Origin of the sequence: Aurantimonas endophytica, assembly GCF_014196845.1 — a bacterium.
Taxonomy (GTDB): Bacteria; Pseudomonadota; Alphaproteobacteria; order Rhizobiales; family Rhizobiaceae; genus Aurantimonas; species Aurantimonas endophytica.
Window position 1 is genome coordinate 575,028 of record NZ_JACIEM010000003.1, and the last position, 15,029, is coordinate 590,056.

General features: G+C 68.3%; 17 protein-coding genes. 9 read left to right on the forward strand and 8 right to left on the reverse strand.

Annotated features, from left to right (window positions below):
• The first annotated feature begins 189 nt into the window (after nt 1-189).
• From GGR03_RS13845 to GGR03_RS13875, 7 genes are all read left to right on the forward strand, one after another.
• On the forward strand, nt 190-1,278 hold the full coding sequence (locus tag GGR03_RS13845) for an endonuclease/exonuclease/phosphatase family protein (protein ID WP_210292127.1): 1,089 nt from the start codon (nt 190-192) through the stop codon (nt 1,276-1,278).
• 201 nt (nt 1,279-1,479) lie between these two features.
• A complete protein-coding gene (locus GGR03_RS13850) occupies nt 1,480-1,776 on the forward strand; it encodes a hypothetical protein (RefSeq protein WP_246367957.1) in 297 nt (98 codons plus the stop codon).
• Between the two features lie 74 nt (nt 1,777-1,850).
• Nucleotides 1,851-2,759 (forward strand): diaminopimelate epimerase, encoded by a 909-nt coding sequence (gene dapF / locus GGR03_RS13855; protein WP_183208957.1) that lies wholly within the window; start codon nt 1,851-1,853, stop codon nt 2,757-2,759.
• Entirely contained in the window at nt 2,759-4,084 is a 1,326-nt protein-coding gene (gene mtaB / locus GGR03_RS13860) for a tRNA (N(6)-L-threonylcarbamoyladenosine(37)-C(2))-methylthiotransferase MtaB (RefSeq protein WP_183208960.1), read from the forward strand. Before dapF ends, mtaB begins: the two co-directional genes overlap by 1 nt.
• Nucleotides 4,077-4,388, forward strand: coding sequence for a hypothetical protein (locus tag GGR03_RS13865; protein WP_183208962.1), 312 nt, complete (start codon nt 4,077-4,079; stop codon nt 4,386-4,388). Before mtaB ends, GGR03_RS13865 begins: the two co-directional genes overlap by 8 nt.
• Nucleotides 4,385-5,740, forward strand: a complete 1,356-nt coding sequence (ftsY, locus tag GGR03_RS13870) for a signal recognition particle-docking protein FtsY (RefSeq protein WP_246368017.1) — start codon at nt 4,385-4,387, stop codon at nt 5,738-5,740. Before GGR03_RS13865 ends, ftsY begins: the two co-directional genes overlap by 4 nt.
• A gap of 84 nt (nt 5,741-5,824) precedes the next feature.
• Nucleotides 5,825-6,484: a septation protein A gene (locus GGR03_RS13875; RefSeq protein WP_183208964.1), complete on the forward strand. Its 660-nt coding sequence runs from the start codon at nt 5,825-5,827 to the stop codon at nt 6,482-6,484.
• Nucleotides 6,485-6,541: 57 nt separating this feature from the next.
• On the opposite strand, the gene GGR03_RS13880 is transcribed toward GGR03_RS13875, so the two are convergent.
• The gene (locus GGR03_RS13880; protein WP_183208966.1) at nt 6,542-8,647 is read right to left on the reverse strand and encodes an ice-binding family protein; all 2,106 of its coding nucleotides are present in this window, start codon (nt 8,645-8,647) and stop codon (nt 6,542-6,544) included.
• Nucleotides 8,648-8,763: 116 nt separating this feature from the next.
• On the opposite strand from GGR03_RS13880, the gene GGR03_RS13885 reads away from it, so the two are divergent.
• Nucleotides 8,764-9,432 (forward strand): Crp/Fnr family transcriptional regulator, encoded by a 669-nt coding sequence (locus tag GGR03_RS13885; protein WP_183208968.1) that lies wholly within the window; start codon nt 8,764-8,766, stop codon nt 9,430-9,432.
• Between the two features lie 69 nt (nt 9,433-9,501).
• Here GGR03_RS13885 and GGR03_RS13890 read toward each other — a convergent pair whose 3' ends face one another.
• Nucleotides 9,502-9,969, reverse strand: a complete 468-nt coding sequence (locus GGR03_RS13890) for a L,D-transpeptidase (RefSeq protein ID WP_252920265.1) — start codon at nt 9,967-9,969, stop codon at nt 9,502-9,504.
• Between the two features lie 304 nt (nt 9,970-10,273).
• Here GGR03_RS13890 and GGR03_RS13895 point away from each other — a divergent pair, with 304 nt between their 5' ends.
• Entirely contained in the window at nt 10,274-11,077 is an 804-nt protein-coding gene (locus GGR03_RS13895) for a tellurite resistance TerB family protein (RefSeq protein ID WP_183208970.1), read from the forward strand.
• 16 nt (nt 11,078-11,093) lie between these two features.
• Here the strand turns inward: GGR03_RS13895 and GGR03_RS13900 are convergent, their stop codons facing one another.
• From GGR03_RS13900 to ccmA, 6 genes are all read right to left on the reverse strand, one after another.
• The gene (locus GGR03_RS13900) at nt 11,094-11,657 is read right to left on the reverse strand and encodes an NUDIX hydrolase (RefSeq protein WP_183208973.1); all 564 of its coding nucleotides are present in this window, start codon (nt 11,655-11,657) and stop codon (nt 11,094-11,096) included.
• A 67-nt stretch (nt 11,658-11,724) separates the two neighbouring features.
• Entirely contained in the window at nt 11,725-12,354 is a 630-nt protein-coding gene (locus GGR03_RS13905) for a DsbE family thiol:disulfide interchange protein (RefSeq protein ID WP_183208975.1), read from the reverse strand.
• On the reverse strand, nt 12,351-12,530 hold the full coding sequence (ccmD, locus tag GGR03_RS13910) for a heme exporter protein CcmD (RefSeq protein ID WP_183208977.1): 180 nt from the start codon (nt 12,528-12,530) through the stop codon (nt 12,351-12,353). Before ccmD ends, GGR03_RS13905 begins: the two co-directional genes overlap by 4 nt.
• A 7-nt stretch (nt 12,531-12,537) precedes the next feature.
• Nucleotides 12,538-13,296, reverse strand: a complete 759-nt coding sequence (locus GGR03_RS13915) for a heme ABC transporter permease (RefSeq protein WP_183208983.1) — start codon at nt 13,294-13,296, stop codon at nt 12,538-12,540.
• A 79-nt stretch (nt 13,297-13,375) separates the two neighbouring features.
• Nucleotides 13,376-14,035, reverse strand: a complete 660-nt coding sequence (ccmB, locus tag GGR03_RS13920; RefSeq protein ID WP_183208984.1) for a heme exporter protein CcmB — start codon at nt 14,033-14,035, stop codon at nt 13,376-13,378.
• Entirely contained in the window at nt 14,032-14,865 is an 834-nt protein-coding gene (gene ccmA / locus GGR03_RS13925; RefSeq protein ID WP_425486716.1) for a heme ABC exporter ATP-binding protein CcmA, read from the reverse strand. Before ccmA ends, ccmB begins: the two co-directional genes overlap by 4 nt.
• Between the last annotated feature and the right edge of the window lie 164 nt (nt 14,866-15,029).

The window sequence follows — 15,029 nt, forward strand, 5'->3', positions numbered from 1 at the left end:
CTTCGGCGCTGGTGGGACAGCAGCCCTTTGCCGACATTCCGGCCAATCGCAAGAGCGTCCGTTTTGCACCGCGCCCGGCTGCCCTGCCGCACGGTCATATTGGGAGCATCGCATGGCGACGGTTCAGCAGGGTCTACCAGTGATCCCTCATCCACGGGCGCTTTGCCCGTCACGTCCGAGGAACTGAACGTGACCACACATATCGTTCTGGCCGTCCTCACGGTCCTCTTCCTCGCCGCGACCGGCATCTCCTTCCTCCGCATCGCGCACGGCTTCGTGCGGTCCTTCTCCTTCCCGCGGCTGCAGATCCTCGTCCTGACCGTGGTCCTCGCCGGCTTCACGATCTGGCTGGTCGACGACCTGCGATGGCTGTGGGGCCTCCTCGCCGGTCAGGCGATCGTCGTCATCGTCCAGGCCGCCTGCATCCTGCAGTTCACGCCGCTCCGGCCGCGCCAGTCGCAGCTTTTCGACGGCCCCGACGACGCGCCCAACGTGGTCTCGATCCTCTCCTCCAACGTCAAGATGTCGAACCGCGACTACGACCGGACCGTTGAGGTCACGCGCGACGCAAATCCGGACATCGCCCTTTTCATGGAAGTCGACCAGGCATGGTCCGACGCGCTCGCCCCGGTCGGCGAAGAGCGGCCGCACCAGGTCGTGCGTCCCTTGGATAACGCCTATGGGATGGCGCTCTATTCGCGCTTCGAGCTGTCGGACGTGCAGGTGCAGGATCTGATCATGGACGAGGTGCCATCGATCATCGCCACGGTGACGCTTCGCGACGGCCAGAGCTTCCGCCTCTACTGCGTCCACCCGGAACCGCCGGTCCCGCACATCGATTCCGCCGGCCGCGATGGCGAACTCATGCAGGTCGCGCATCTCGTCGATAAGGATGCGATGCCGGCCGTGGTCTGCGGCGACCTCAATGACGTTGCCTGGTCGCACACGACACGCCTTTTCCAGCGTATCTCACGGCTGCTCGATCCGCGCATCGGCCGCGGCTTCTACAGCTCCTTCGACGCGCGCTTCTGGTTCCTGCGCTGGCCGCTTGACCATCTCTTCCACGACGCCCGTTTCCGTCTCGTGTCGATGCGGCGGCTGCCTTACACCGGCTCGGATCACTTCCCGATGTATTTCAGCCTGGCGCTGACGCAGTCGACCGGCGACTCGGCGCCGCCGCCGGAGAAGGACGAGACCGATCTCGAGGAGAGCCGGGAGATTCGCCAGGAAGCGAGGGAGCTGGACCGCGACGCGATCGGCGTCGACTGGGAGAAGTGATCGCCGCCAGCGATCGTTGCAGAATGCAAAGGTCGCTGGCGGAACGATAGACCGGCTACGGCATTCAGCTGCCGAAGGAACGCCGCGGCAACAGGCGCGTCCGGTCTGCGTCAACAGCGCACTGCCGTAACCCGCTCGGGGTTCGGCACGGCCTTGTGACCGTATCGGTCTCGTCGGTCCGCTTCTCGCAAGGACAATCTCATGACCGATCCCCACGACACGCGCCCCGAGCGCGATCGCACCGTCATCGTCAACAACGACCGCGGCAGCGGTGGCGGTGGCGGCTCCGGCTGGCTGATCGCCGGCCTGCTCATCGTCGTCATCGTCGTCGGCGGCTACTTCCTCTTCGGCGATCGCCTGACCGGCGGGTCGGGCGGCGGCGACACCAACGTCACCATCGACACGCCTGACGTCAACGTGCCGGACGTCGACATGCCAGACGTCGACGTCGCTCCCGAAGGCGGCAATGCAGCGCCCGCCCCCGCACCGGCCAACTGATCGATAATCTCAAGGATCGGGACCCTCGCGTCCCGATCCTTTCATTTCCGGGGTCGATCCGCCATATAGCCCTGATGACGGAGAGTGCCGAAACCACTGACGGGCGTTTCGTCCCGTTCGCCCGGATGAACGGGCTCGGAAACGAGATCATCGTCGCCGATCTGCGCGGCCGCGATGCGCGCATCGCCGCGGACGCCGCACGGGCCCTCGCCGCCGTTGACGCGACACGCTTCGACCAGATCATGGCGATCCACGATCCGCTGACCCCCGGCACCGACGCCTATATCCGGATCATCAATCGCGACGGCTCGGAGGCGCAGGCCTGCGGCAACGGTACGCGCTGCGTCGTCCAGGCGCTGTCCGCCGAGACCGGCCGGCACGACTTCACCTTCGAGACCCGCGCCGGGATCCTTGCCGCCAGCGAGCGCCCCGACGGGCAGATCGCGGTCGACATGGGCATCCCCCATTTCGCCTGGAACGAGATCCCGCTGGCCGAGGAATTCCGTGACACGCGGGCGATCGAACTGCAGATCGGGCCGATCGACGCCCCGGTCTTGCATTCGCCTTCCGTCGCCTCGATGGGCAATCCGCACGCGATCTTCTGGGTCGAGCGCGACGTCTGGGATTACGAGCTCGACCGGTTCGGGCCGGTCCTCGAGAACCACCCGATCTTTCCCGAGCGCGCCAATATCTCCATCGCGCGTGTGACGGCACGCGACGCGCTGACGCTGCGCACCTGGGAGCGCGGCGTCGGGCTGACCCGCGCCTGCGGCTCGGCGGCCTGCGCCGCCGCCGTCTCGGCCGCGCGCACCCGCCGGACCGACCGCACCGTCACCGTCACCCTACCCGGCGGCGACCTCCTGATCGAATGGCGGGACGACGACCACGTGGTGATGACCGGCCCGGCCGAATGGGAATGGTCGGGAAGGCTCGACCCGGCGACCGGATCCTTCACGCGCGACAGCGAGCCGGTGCCGGCCTGATGGGAGTCGAGATCGTCTCCTTCGGCTGCCGCCTCAACACCTACGAGGCGGAGGTGATGCGGCGCGAGGCCGAGGCCGCCGGCCTCGGCGGCGAAGCGAGCCCGGCGATCCTCTTCAACACCTGCGCCGTCACCGAGGAAGCGGTGCGCCAGGCGCGCAAGCAGATCCGCCGCGCCCGCCGCGACAACCCGCAGGCGCGGATCGTCGTCACCGGCTGCGCCGCACAGACCGAGCCCGCCCGTTTCGCCGCGATGGTCGAGGTGGACGCTGTACTCGGCAACGAAGACAAGCTCTCCGCCGAGACCTATCGCACGCTGCCGGATTTCGGCGTCGGCGCCGAGGAGAAGATCCGCGTCAACGACATCATGAGCATCACCGAGACCGCCGGCCACATGGTCGACGCGATCGAGGGCCGCGCGCGGGCTATCGTCCAGGTGCAGAACGGCTGCGACCATCGCTGCACCTTCTGCATCATCCCCTTCGGCCGCGGCAATTCCCGCTCGGTGCCGATGGGCGCCGCCGTCGAGCAGATCAAGCGCCTCGTCGGAAGCGGCACCAATGAGATCGTCCTTTCCGGCGTCGACATGACCAGCTGGGGCGCCGACCTGCCGGGCCGGCCGCGGCTGGGCGACCTGGTGCAGGCAATCCTCGTCCACGTGCCGGCGCTGCGCCGGTTGCGGCTGTCCTCGATCGACTCCGTCGAGGCCGATGACGCGCTGGTGGATGCGATCGGCGCCGACCGGCGGGTGATGCCGCATCTGCACTTGTCGCTGCAGGCCGGCGACGACATGATCCTGAAGCGCATGAAGCGCCGCCACACGCGCCAGGACGCAATCGATTTCTGCACGACGATGCGGGCACGCCGTCCCGACATCGTCTACGGCGCCGACCTGATTGCCGGCTTCCCGACCGAGACCGAGGCGATGTTCCAGAACACGCTGGCGCTGGTCGGGGATTGCGGCCTGACGCATCTCCACGTCTTCCCCTTCTCGCCGCGCGAGGGGACGCCGGCGGCCCGCATGCCGCAGCTGCCGCGACCGGTGATCAAGGAACGTGCCGCGCGGCTGCGCGAAATAGGCGACGCGGCCCTCAAGGCGCATCAGGGCCGCATAGTCGGCACCCGCCAATCCGTGCTCGTCGAGCGCGGCGGCGGCGGCCGCTGCGAGGACTTCACCCATTGCCGCATCGACGCAGGCCTCCCCGGCGACGTCGTCGACGCTATCATTGCGGCGCAAGAGAACGGAAAACTGCAGGCGCGACCATGGAACAGCGATGTTTCCCGCGCCACACTGGCCGCAAAGGCCGAGAACGGGATCCATGGCTGACAACAAGAGCTTCTTTCGGCGCGTCTTCTCCTTCGGCACCGATACGGAGGCGGCGCGCACGCCCGCCGAAGGCACGACGCCCCGGGCGTCCGACAGCGAGTACGGTCGCCCGGAATCACCCGATCCCGAAGTGCGGCCCGTGGCTGCCGCCAGTTCCGTCGCCGACGACGAAGCGGGTGCCGGCGAGGCGACGGGTCCCGGCGACGATGGCGGCGGCATCACCCCGCTGGCCGAAATGGCGGCGGCAGACGCAAAATCCGACGATCACTCGGACCCGGCTCAAAAAAAAACTCCGATTGGCTGACTGAACTGCCGGAAGACGAGGAGGACGGGGCAGATTTCTCCTTCCTCGAGGCGCCGGAGCCTGAGCCCGCCGAGGTCGATTTCTCCTTCCTCGAGCCGGGCGTTCCCCCGGTAGACGGCGAGACGCGCGAGCCCTCCCTCGAAGCGGAAGCGGTCGCGCCGCCTGTCGCGCCGGCATCCGAAGACGACCATCTCGACGGCCACGGCCCCGAAGACGCGGACGAAGCGGACTTCTCCTGGCTGGACGCGGACCTGCCGCCGGAAGAGGAAGATACCGTCCCCGCCGATGCCGAGCGGATCGACCCGAGCTTCGACGAACCGGCTTCCGAAGCGCCGTTGGCGCCTCTGCCCGCCCGCCCGGCGATCGACCCCGATGCCGGCTTCCGGCTGCGGCAGCCGACCGCTCCGACCCCGGCCGAGCCGGTGCGGGCGCCGTGGCTGCTGCGCCTTCGCGAAGGCCTGTCGCGTTCGTCCAACCAGCTTTCCGGCTCGATCGGCTCGATCTTCACGGCGCGCAAGCTCGACGAGGAGACGCTGCAGGACTTCGAGGACGTGCTGATCCGGGCCGATCTCGGCCTCGAGACGGCGTTGCGCATCACCGACCGGCTGTCGGAGGGCCGCTTCGGCCGGAGCGTGTCCGGGGCCGAGGTCCGCGGCATCCTGGCCCAGGAAGTCGAGAAGACGCTGGCTCCCGTCGCCGTGCCGCTGGAACTGGACCTCGAGAAGAAGCCGCACGTGATCCTCGTCGTCGGCGTCAATGGTACCGGCAAGACCACGACGATCGGCAAGCTCGCCGCCAAGCTGACTCGTGCAGGGCTCAAGGTGACGCTCTGCGCCGGCGACACGTTCCGCGCCGCGGCGGTGGAGCAGCTGAAGATCTGGGGGGAGCGCACGGGCTCGGAGGTCGTCGCCAAGGCGATCGGCGCCGACGCCGCCGGCCTTGCCTACGAAGCCTATGACCGCGCCATCGAGAACGATTCCGACGTGCTGATCATCGACACGGCCGGCCGGCTGCAGAACAAGACCGAGCTGATGGCCGAGCTCGAGAAGATCGTCCGCGTCCTGCAGAAGCGCGAGCCGGACGCACCGCATACGGTGCTGCAGACGCTCGACGCGACCACCGGCCAGAACGCCCTGCAGCAGGTGGAGATTTTCCGCAACGTGGCGGGGGTCAACGGCCTGGTGATGACCAAGCTCGACGGCACGGCGCGTGGCGGCATCCTCGTCGCCATCGCCGCCAAGCACAGACTGCCGGTCTATTTCGTCGGCGTTGGCGAGGGGATTGACGATCTCGAGCCGTTCAGGGCGAAGGATTTCGCCGAGGCGATTGCGGGCACGACCGCCGAAGCCTAGCCCGCGCCGAGCCGGCGATTGTTTCGGAGATGCCTCGCATTCGCCGGTTTCCTCGCCGATAGCCACGCCGAACACGGAGTGACCATGAGCGACCACATCATCGAGGAAGGGCCGAACAGCCCCGGACGCAAGGAGATGAACCCGCTCCTGAAGTTCGGGCTGGAGCTCGGGCCGCTGCTGGTCTTCTTCTTCGCCAATTCGCGCGGTGAGCAGCTGGCCGAAGCCTTCCCGGTCCTGCAGGATTTCGGCGGACCGCTGTTCATCGCCACCGGCCTGTTCATGGCTGCGATGGCGATCTCGCTCTCGGTCTCGTGGGCGATCACCCGCAGCCTGCCGATCATGCCGCTCGTATCTGGCGCGGTGGTGCTGGTGTTCGGCACGCTGACCCTGTGGCTGCAGGACGAGACCTTCATCAAGATGAAGCCGACCATCGTCAACGCCCTGTTCGGGGCGGTCCTGCTCGGCGGCCTTGCCTTCGGCAAGTCGCTGCTCGGCTATGTCTTCGACCAGGCCTTCAAGCTCGATGCCGAAGGCTGGCGCAAGATGACGCTGCGCTGGGGCCTGTTCTTCCTGTTCCTCGCGGTGCTCAACGAGGTGGTCTGGCGGAATTTTTCGACCGACGCCTGGGTGGCTTTCAAGGTCTGGGGCACGATGCCGATCACCATCGTCTTCATGCTGACCCAGATCCCGCTGCTGAAGCGGCATGCGCTGGAGCCGAAGGTCGCGGACGCTGGCAAAGGCTGAGAGCATACGCGCCGCCGGGGCGCGCCGGCCGGGGTCCCCCGGCCGGCACGCGGTTTCCTACCAGCTGTAGCTGACCCGTCCGATGCCGGAGAGCGTGGTGGAGTCGCTGGAGAGTTCGCTGTCGAAGGTGGCACCCACCGCCAGCCCATTGGACCAGGCCACTTCCGCTCCCGCCGAGGCGAGCAGGTAATCGCCGGACTCGTCGGCGCCCTTGATCTGGAAATCCGATCCCGGCAGCGCCCGGAAACTCGCATCGAGAGTCTGTCCCGACACTTCGTCGTGGGCCCAGGCGAGACGGCTGCGCAGCTTGAGCGTGGCATCGTCGGAGAGCGGAATGATCTGGCCGAACCGGGCACCGAGCTCGGTCCGCACGCCGGTCGAGTCGCTCGAGTCGACGTCGAGGACGAAGATCGAGTTGGTACCCGACGTCTCGTTGTAGTCCGGCGTGTAATATTGCTGGACCTGCAGGCTGGCATAGGGCGTGATCCAGCCGCGGCCCGGGATCACGGCGATCTCGGGAACGTCGAAGCGATAGCCGGTTTCCACCCGCCCGGCGAGATTCCAGGCGGAGAAGTCGGCATCGAAGCGCTCGGTGGTGCCGATCGTCAGGTTGCGCTCGGTGGACACGTCACTGTATCCGACCGCGATCGAGGCCGCGACATAGGCGGCATCGAAATTGGTGCGGCCATAGATCGCCGCATGCACCATGTCGCTCTCGCCGGAACCGCTGGCGCCGTCGAGCCCGAACGTGCTCCGGCCGAGGCCGACGGCAAAGCCGGCGATCGTGTCGGGGGTGAGCGCATAGTCGATACCGACGGCGACACCCACCGTGTCGATTTCGCGGTCATGCGATCCCCAATAGCTGTCGCCATCGGTCCGGGTCTCCTGGCCGTAGCCGGCAATCCAGCCATTCCAGGGTTTCGTCTGAGGCGGCGGGGCTGCGACCGGCGCGCCGTACATGGCGACGCCGCCCAGCATCTGCAGGGTCGTGCCGGCCTCCGGACCATAGCCGAGGACCCGGACCGTGGCCGGCGGCGCCGGTTGTTCAGGGACGATTTCGGGGGCGTAGGGCCCCTCGTTCATGCGGTCGAAGACCTCATTCATGAACGAGTTCATCGCCTGCCTGCCGGCCGGCGCCACCGACGTCGCGACCTCGCCGGTCAGCTGCTCCAGGACGAGGACTGTCTGCGCGGGCGTCAGCAGGCGGAAGACCAGCGGCAGGTCGCCGCCCCCGGCAACGAACGAGTCGATGCCGTCGGCGACGGAGACCGCGGCCGGCGTCGGCAGGTCCACGGGAGCGACGATCGCCAGGCTGCCGTCGGGCAGGATGAACACCGGCGTGCCGTCCGGGAGGGTGATTATCGGCGTGCCATCCGGGGGCGTCACCACCGGGGTACCGGGCGGCACCACGACGACGGGCGTGCCGTCGGGCAGCGTCACGACCGGCGGCGTCACCACCGGAACCACCGGCACAGTCACTGCCGGGCACACCGAGATCGTGTTGGTGTCCAGCGTCACCGCGCCGTTGCGAGCCAAAGCGGCACCGCAGAGGATGTCGGCGCCGGTATTGAGCGTGATGCTGGTCAGCGCCAGGATCTGCCCGGCGAGCGTCGTCTCGGTGCCGAGCGTGGCCGAACTTCCCACCACGAAGAAGACGTTGGCCGCCTGCGCGCCGTTGATCAGCGACACGGTCGACGCACTGGCGGTGGTGAAGGTACTGCCGATATTGATGATGAAGACGGCGTTCGGGTTGAACTGCGCGTCCAGCGTCACCGTCCCTGTCAGCTGGGCGGAGGTGTCGTATTGGAACACGCCCGGCGCCAAGGTCAGCCCGGCAAGATCCTGCCCGGTGAGGTTGATCGTTGCCGGGCGGTTGAACAGGTCGACATACTGGGACGTGAGGTCGATCTGCGCCTGGACCGCGACACCGTCATTGAGGAACGTCGTATAGGGCGCCGTGACGATTCCGGGCGGAAATCCGACGACCGCGGTGCCGGGACTGACGCCGACATTGCCGTTGATGACCGTCGTCCCGGTGTTGGTAACCGTCGATCCCGCGAGAATGGCAAAGCTGTCCAGGCTCTGCGCCAGTGACTTCGTTTCCCCAGCGCCGATGACCGCCAGCGCAGCCAGAGTCAGTTTTACTCCCGCGAGTATCTTCATCGAACGTCCCCCGATTTCCCCTATCACAAAGCCTTTAGTAGCTTTCTTTGCGCGAATCTGAGCAATATTGCTCAACTTGGCATTGAGTGGCGTTGCGTTGCAGATCGGATACGGGCATGGCAGACGGCATCGTTGCGTCATCCGTTTCACCGGGACATCTGCTGGCGCGCGCTGGCGGAGGAACCGTCTGCGACTACGCGAAGGGCGAACGGATCTTCGTCCAGGGTGATGCGGGCGACGCCGTGTTTTTCATCCAGCGCGGCGTGGTCAAGATCTCCGCCCTGTCGCCGAGCGGGAAGGCCGCCGTCCTCGCGGTCCTTTCGGCCGGGGTATTCTCCGGCGAAACGTGCCTGGCAGAGCCACCGCCGGTACGCAACGCGACCGCAGTCGCCCTGATCGACTGCCGGATCGCTCGCTGGGATCGGACGACTTTCCTGCACCTGTTGCACGACGACCCGGATTTCGCGGCGATGGTCGTATCCCGTCTTGCGGCGCGCGCCGGACGCGTCGAGGAAGATCTGATCGATCATATCCTCAACTCCAGCGAGAAGCGGCTCGCCCGCCTGCTGCTGCTGCTCGCCGAGGTGGATCGAGACGGTGCCGCGATCAAGGTCAGCCAGGAAGTGCTGGCGGAAATGGTCGGCACCACGCGTTCGCGGGTCTGCTACTTCATGAACAAGTTCCGCCGGCTGGGCTTCATCAGCTACAGCGACCAACTCGTTGTGCACCCGTCGTTGCGCAGCGTGGTGGAGCGTGACGGGCCGCACGAGGGAACGCTTCCCTGACGCCCCTCCGGCGCAGTTTCGCGGGCAGCCCCACGGCCGGACGCTCCTCAGCGCCGCCGGAAACGGACTTCAGCGCATCACGGTGACCGGCGTTCCGACGGCGACGCGCTCGTAGAGGTCCAGAATGTCGGCGTTATGCATGCGGATGCAGCCATAGGACACGAAGCCTCCGATGGAGCCTGGCCGATTGGTGCCATGAATGGCGTATTCCCCGCCCGACAGCGTCATCGCCGCCTCGCCCATCGGATTGTTCGGCGCCCCGCTCGGGATCATTTCAGGCAGATCGGGCCGGTCCTTGAGCACCGCCAGCGGCGGTGCCCAGTTCGGGCGGAGATATTTCCCGGTGATGCTGGCTGTGCCGGTCCACTGGCGGTCGGCCCGCCCGACACCGACATCGTAGCCGATCGCGGTGCCGGGTCCGACCACGAGATAGAGCCGGCGTTCCGACGTCCGGACCATGATCGTTCCCGCTCCGAGGCCGCCCGTGTCGATGCGGACCCGTTCGGCCGCCCCGGCAGCCTGCGGCTGGCCGCCGATGCAGAGAACGGCGACGACGGCGAGGGTCTGCAGGCAAAGCCTCCGAGAAATGGCTGACAGCAAGAACACTACCTCCAGAAGGAATACCGACCGACGCCTCACCAGCGAGGCGCGGCTGCCTCGCGGTGCGCGGAGGCAACCGGGCCATCCGCAATTCGCAGCCTACGTCATCCGCACCGGCGAAGGGGAAAATAACGCGCTTCCGCGCCGGTCCTGCATGTGATCGAGCCGCCAAAGGCATTGCGGCGAACGGACACCGTTCCGATATCGGGGGCCAGTTGCAGCAATCAGGGAAACGACCTCCATGGACATCCAGAAGCTACTCGGCCAATTTCTCGGCACCGGCGGACAGGGAACGACAGGCTCCCATCCGGGTCAGAACCGCGAGGGCCAGGGCGGCGGCTCGCTGGTCGACCAGCTCGGGGGCATGCTGCAGGGCGGCGGTTCCGGGTCGGGCCTCGGCGGCCTGCTGCAGGGCGGCGCCGGATCGGCCCTGGGGGGCGCGCTGGCGGGTGGCCTCGCCACCAGCCTGTTCCGCGGCAAGGGCGTCGGCAAGCTGGGCGGCACGGCGCTGAAGCTCGGCGGTGCGGCGCTCGTCGCAGGCCTCGCCTACAAGGCCTACCAGTCCTATCAGGCGCAGCAGGGCCAGACCGCCCTGCCGGGCGCCGAACCGTTGCGCCAGCTTCCCTCGACCACCGCCCCGGGCGAGATCCCCGAGCCGAAGGGCACCGCCTTCCTGCCGGCGGGCGAAGAGGATGTCCGTTCACGGCTGATGCTGTCGGCGATGATCTCCGCCGCCAAGGCCGACGGCTACATCGACGCCAACGAGGAGCAGGCGATCTTCGGCCGGATCGACGAGCTCGATCTGGACGCCGAGGAAAAGGGCTTCCTGGTCGACGAAATGCGCCGTCCGATGACGCCCGAGCAGCTGGCCTCCCGCGCCACGACACCGGAGATCGCCATGGAAGTCTACACGGCCTCGCTCCTGGCCATCGACGCCGACCACCCCGCCGAACGCGCCTATCTCGACCGGCTGGCCGCACAGCTCAAGCTGCCGCCCGAACTGGCCGCGCAGATCCGGCGGACGACGGGCGAAGTCCAGGGCTGACACGCGCGGAAGCGCGTCAGAACTCTCCCGGCTTCAGGAAACGGCCGTCCGGCATCGCATCGCCGGACGCGCCGGCCGGGTTGCCGAAGGGCACGGTCGCGGCGCCCGTCTCGGCCTCCCGGTCATGGGCGAGCGCCCAGTGCACCGTCGGAAACGCCAGATCGTCCCACGGGATGTCATTCCATTCGAACAGTTCGACGGCCAGGCTTTCGGGCCCCGCCGAGAAGTCCGGCACAGCCAGCCGCGCGCGGTAGATCAGCTGCACCTGGCTGATACGCGGCACCGAGTAGACCGCCAGCAGCCGCTCGATGTCGAGCATGGCCGTCGCCTCCTCCCGCGCCTCGCGCCTTGCGCCCTCCTCCGGCGTTTCGTTCAGTTCCAGATAGCCCGCCGGGATCGTCCAGAAGCCGCGTCGCGGCTCGATCGCCCGGCGGCAGAGCAGGATCCGCCCCTCGTGCCGGACCACCGAGCCGACCACGATCTTCGGGTTCTCGTAGGCGACGAAGCCGCAATTGTCGCAGATCTTGCGCGGCAGGTCGTCGTCGGCAGGCGTGCGGAGCGAGAAGGATGGCTGGTTCATGCCGCCAGAGATGGTCCTTGTTCGCCATCCGGGAATGGCCGCAGCTGGCCGCGGGTCAGGCGGCGCGTCAGCTCGTCGGGGCCTTGTTGCCGCCCGCGTCCCGGGCGAGCGCCCGTTCCAGTGCCGGCATCAGCCCGCCGGCCACCGCCTCGGGCGTGAACGGCCCGGTCTGCTTGAACAGGATCTCGCCGTCGGCAGCGACGAGGAAGCTTTCGGGCACGCCGTAGACGCCCCAGTCGATGGTCGTGGCGCCGGTCGGGTCGACGCCGATGGCCGCATAGGGGTTGCCGAGCGAGGCCAGGAAGCGCCGGGCATTTTCCGGCTTGTCCTTGTAGTTGATCGCGACGATCCGCAGCCGCGGGTCCTCCGCGAGGTCCATCAGCAGCGGGTGCTCCTCGCGGCAGGGGCCGCACCAGGAGGCGAAGACGTTGACCAGCACCGGCCTTCCGTCGCCGAAGCCGGAAAGATCGAGGCCGGGCATCGCCTGCCCGTTCGGGCCGGTCACGCCCTCGAGCGGCGGTAGCGTCGTCTCGGGCGCGGTCTTGCCGATCAGCACCGAAGGGATCTGCTGCGGGTCGTGGCCGGAGACCAGCTGGTAGAGGAACACCGCCGCGAGCCCGCCGAACAGCAGCAGCGGCAGGAGCACGAAGAAATTGCGGCGGCGCGGCCGCTCGCTCGGGACGGCGGGATCGGTCACGACGGATTCTCCGGGCGCGCAGCGGACGAACGCCGGCGCACGCCCTTTTCCTCGAGCGCCGCGAGCGCCCGGCGCTGGGCCCGCGCGTCGAGGACGATCCACAGCGCCAGTCCTGCCAGGAGCAGCGCCGATATCCCGTAGGCCGAGGCGATGAAGCCGAAATAGTCGTTCTGCATGGGAGCCTCAGCCGTCCGCGCGGCGGGCGGCGAGCCGCGAAAGGGCGGCAACGCGCCGGCGCAGCACCTCGCTGCGCATCGCCGTCAGGTGCAACGCGAAGAACAAGAGCGTGAAGCCGAGCGCCGACAAGAGCAGCGGCGTCAGGAACACGGCCGGCATCGCCGGCCCGTCGGCGCGGATGACGCTGGCCGACTGGTGCAGCGTGTTCCACCAGTCCACCGAGAACTTGATGATCGGGATGTTGACGAAGCCGACAAGGACGAGGATCGCCGCGGCCCTGGCGCTCTTGCCCGGATCGTCGAGCGCACGGGTCAGCGCGATCAGCCCGAGATACATCAGGAACAGGACGAAGACCGAGGTCAGCCGGGCGTCCCACACCCACCAGGTGCCCCACATCGGCCGGCCCCAGATCGAGCCGGTGATCAGCGCCAGCGCCGTGAACACGGCGCCGATCGGCGCCGCCGCCTTGACCGCGACGTCGGCGAGCGGATGGCGCCAGACGAGCGTGCCGAGCGCCGACAGGCTCATCACCGTCCAGACCATCATCGACAGCCATGCGAAGGGCACGTGGATGAACATGATCTGCACCGTGGCGCCCTGCTGGTAGTCCGGCGGGGCCATGAACCCAAGGGTGAGGCCGACCGACAGCGCCGCCAGCGCCGCCGCGTAGAGCCACGGCTGCAGCCGGCCCGATAGTTCGAGGAACCGCGTCGGGTTGGCGAGGATGGTGAAGCGCGATGGCTTGGTGGCGGAAAGGTCGGTCATGGCCTGAGTTTAGGATGGTTCGAACCTAGCCGTAAACAGCACGATTCCGGCCAAAGGAAGAACCGGCCGATCGTCGCGGTCAGTCTCCGCCCGCCTTGAGCGCTGCCGCCGCCGCAATCGGCCCCAGCGCCCCGAAGAACAGCGTCAGGGCAACGAGGATCAGGAAGGGCGACAGGAACGGGTCGGGATCGTTGACCGCCCCATAGGTGGCCGAGACGCCGAAGATCAGCACCGGGATCGCCAGCGGCAGTACCAGCACGGACACCAGGAGCCCGCCGCGCGGCAGCGCCACCGCCACCGCCGCCCCGACGGCGCCGATGAAGGTGATGGCGGGCGTGCCGGCCAGCAGCGTCAGCGTGACCGCGCCGATCGCCACGGGCTCCAGCGCCAGGAACAGGCCGAGCGCCGGCGCCGCCAGCACCAGCGGCAGGCCGGAGGCCGCCCACAGCGCCAGGCACTTGCCCAGCACGACCAGCGGCATCGGCGTCGGGCCGGTGAGCATCAGGTCGAGCGTGCCGTCCTCGCGGTCGGCCTGGAACAGCCGGTCGAGGGTCAAAAGGGTCGACAGCAGCGCCCCGATCCAGAGGATCGCCGGCCCGATCCGCGACAGGAGGTTGAGGTCGGGTCCGACGCCGAACGGCACCGTCGCGACGACGGCGAGGAAGAAGATCACCGCCGTCATCGCCCCGCCGCCGCCGGAGACGGCGAGCTTCAGGTCGCGCCAGAACACCGCCGTCACAGCCAGCCCTCCGCCGCGGCGAGATCGGCATCGGCGATCGCGCCGCCTTGCTTCGCGGCCTGCTCCGCGGGCGCCGGTGCCATGGCCAGCTCCCGCGGGGCCACCAGCCCAAGCGGCTGGTGGGTCGCGGCGATGACGCTGCCGCCGGAGGCCAGATGGTCCGCCATCAGACCGGCAAAGCGCGCCTGCGAGGCGGTGTCGAGGGCGGCGGTCGGCTCGTCGAGGATCCACACGGGTCGGTGGGCGATGAGCAGCCGTGCCAGCGAGGCACGGCGCTGCTGGCCGGCCGAGAGATACGCAAACGGCAGATGCGCGAGGCCCGGCAGGCCCACCGCCTCGAGCGAGTCGTCGACCGAAAGCCCCGGCCCGCCGAGGAAGCGGGCCCAGAAGCGGAGATTGTCGCCGACGCTGACCGAGGGCTTCATCGCGTTGCGGTGGCCGACATAATGGGCGATCTCGGGGAGGCTCCGCGCCGGCTCGCCGTCCGGCGCCATGACGCCGGCGACGGTGATTCGCCCGGCCAGCGGCCGCAGCAGCCCGGCCAGCGTGCGCAGCAGCGTCGACTTGCCGGCGCCGTTGGGGCCGGTGACGATCAGCGCCTCGCCGCCACCGAGCGCCAGTTCCAGCGGGCCGGCGACAGTGGTGCTGCCGCGCCCGATGGTCAGGCCGGATATCGTGATGGCGAGGCCGCTCACGCGGCGCCGCCGGTCGTTACGGTCTTTGCCCCCAGCCGCGGCCCCGTCGTGCCGTGCTTCACCGCCTTGGTCATCCGCCCTCGCATCCCCTCGCCACGGCGGCGCCGGCACAAATTCACCATCGCCGCGCGACACCCTTTATAGGCGTTACAAACTTCGTTATGAGGACGGCAACCACGCCAGCGACCGGAGTGGAATTTTTCAGCGCCGATCTCAAGGTTCCCGCCTGGCACCAGCGGAACCGGGGCGGACTAGCGGAAATGGTCGCACCCGCATCTTCGAGCGCTTCTCCGCTGCGC

What these genes read in the sequence shown, in the direction of transcription:
- GGR03_RS13850 (WP_246367957.1), top strand. Translation starts at nt 1,480, where the DNA reads ATGACCGATCCCCACGACACGCGCCCCGAGCGCGATCGCACCGTCATC.
- dapF (WP_183208957.1), top strand. Translation starts at nt 1,851, where the DNA reads ATGACGGAGAGTGCCGAAACCACTGACGGGCGTTTCGTCCCGTTCGCC.
- mtaB (WP_183208960.1), top strand. Translation starts at nt 2,759, where the DNA reads ATGGGAGTCGAGATCGTCTCCTTCGGCTGCCGCCTCAACACCTACGAG.
- GGR03_RS13865 (WP_183208962.1), top strand. Translation starts at nt 4,077, where the DNA reads ATGGCTGACAACAAGAGCTTCTTTCGGCGCGTCTTCTCCTTCGGCACC.
- GGR03_RS13875 (WP_183208964.1), top strand. Translation starts at nt 5,825, where the DNA reads ATGAGCGACCACATCATCGAGGAAGGGCCGAACAGCCCCGGACGCAAG.
- GGR03_RS13880 (WP_183208966.1), bottom strand. Translation starts at nt 8,647, where the DNA reads ATGAAGATACTCGCGGGAGTAAAACTGACTCTGGCTGCGCTGGCGGTC.
- GGR03_RS13885 (WP_183208968.1), top strand. Translation starts at nt 8,764, where the DNA reads ATGGCAGACGGCATCGTTGCGTCATCCGTTTCACCGGGACATCTGCTG.
- GGR03_RS13895 (WP_183208970.1), top strand. Translation starts at nt 10,274, where the DNA reads ATGGACATCCAGAAGCTACTCGGCCAATTTCTCGGCACCGGCGGACAG.
- GGR03_RS13900 (WP_183208973.1), bottom strand. Translation starts at nt 11,657, where the DNA reads ATGAACCAGCCATCCTTCTCGCTCCGCACGCCTGCCGACGACGACCTG.
- ccmD (WP_183208977.1), bottom strand. Translation starts at nt 12,530, where the DNA reads ATGCAGAACGACTATTTCGGCTTCATCGCCTCGGCCTACGGGATATCG.
- GGR03_RS13915 (WP_183208983.1), bottom strand. Translation starts at nt 13,296, where the DNA reads ATGACCGACCTTTCCGCCACCAAGCCATCGCGCTTCACCATCCTCGCC.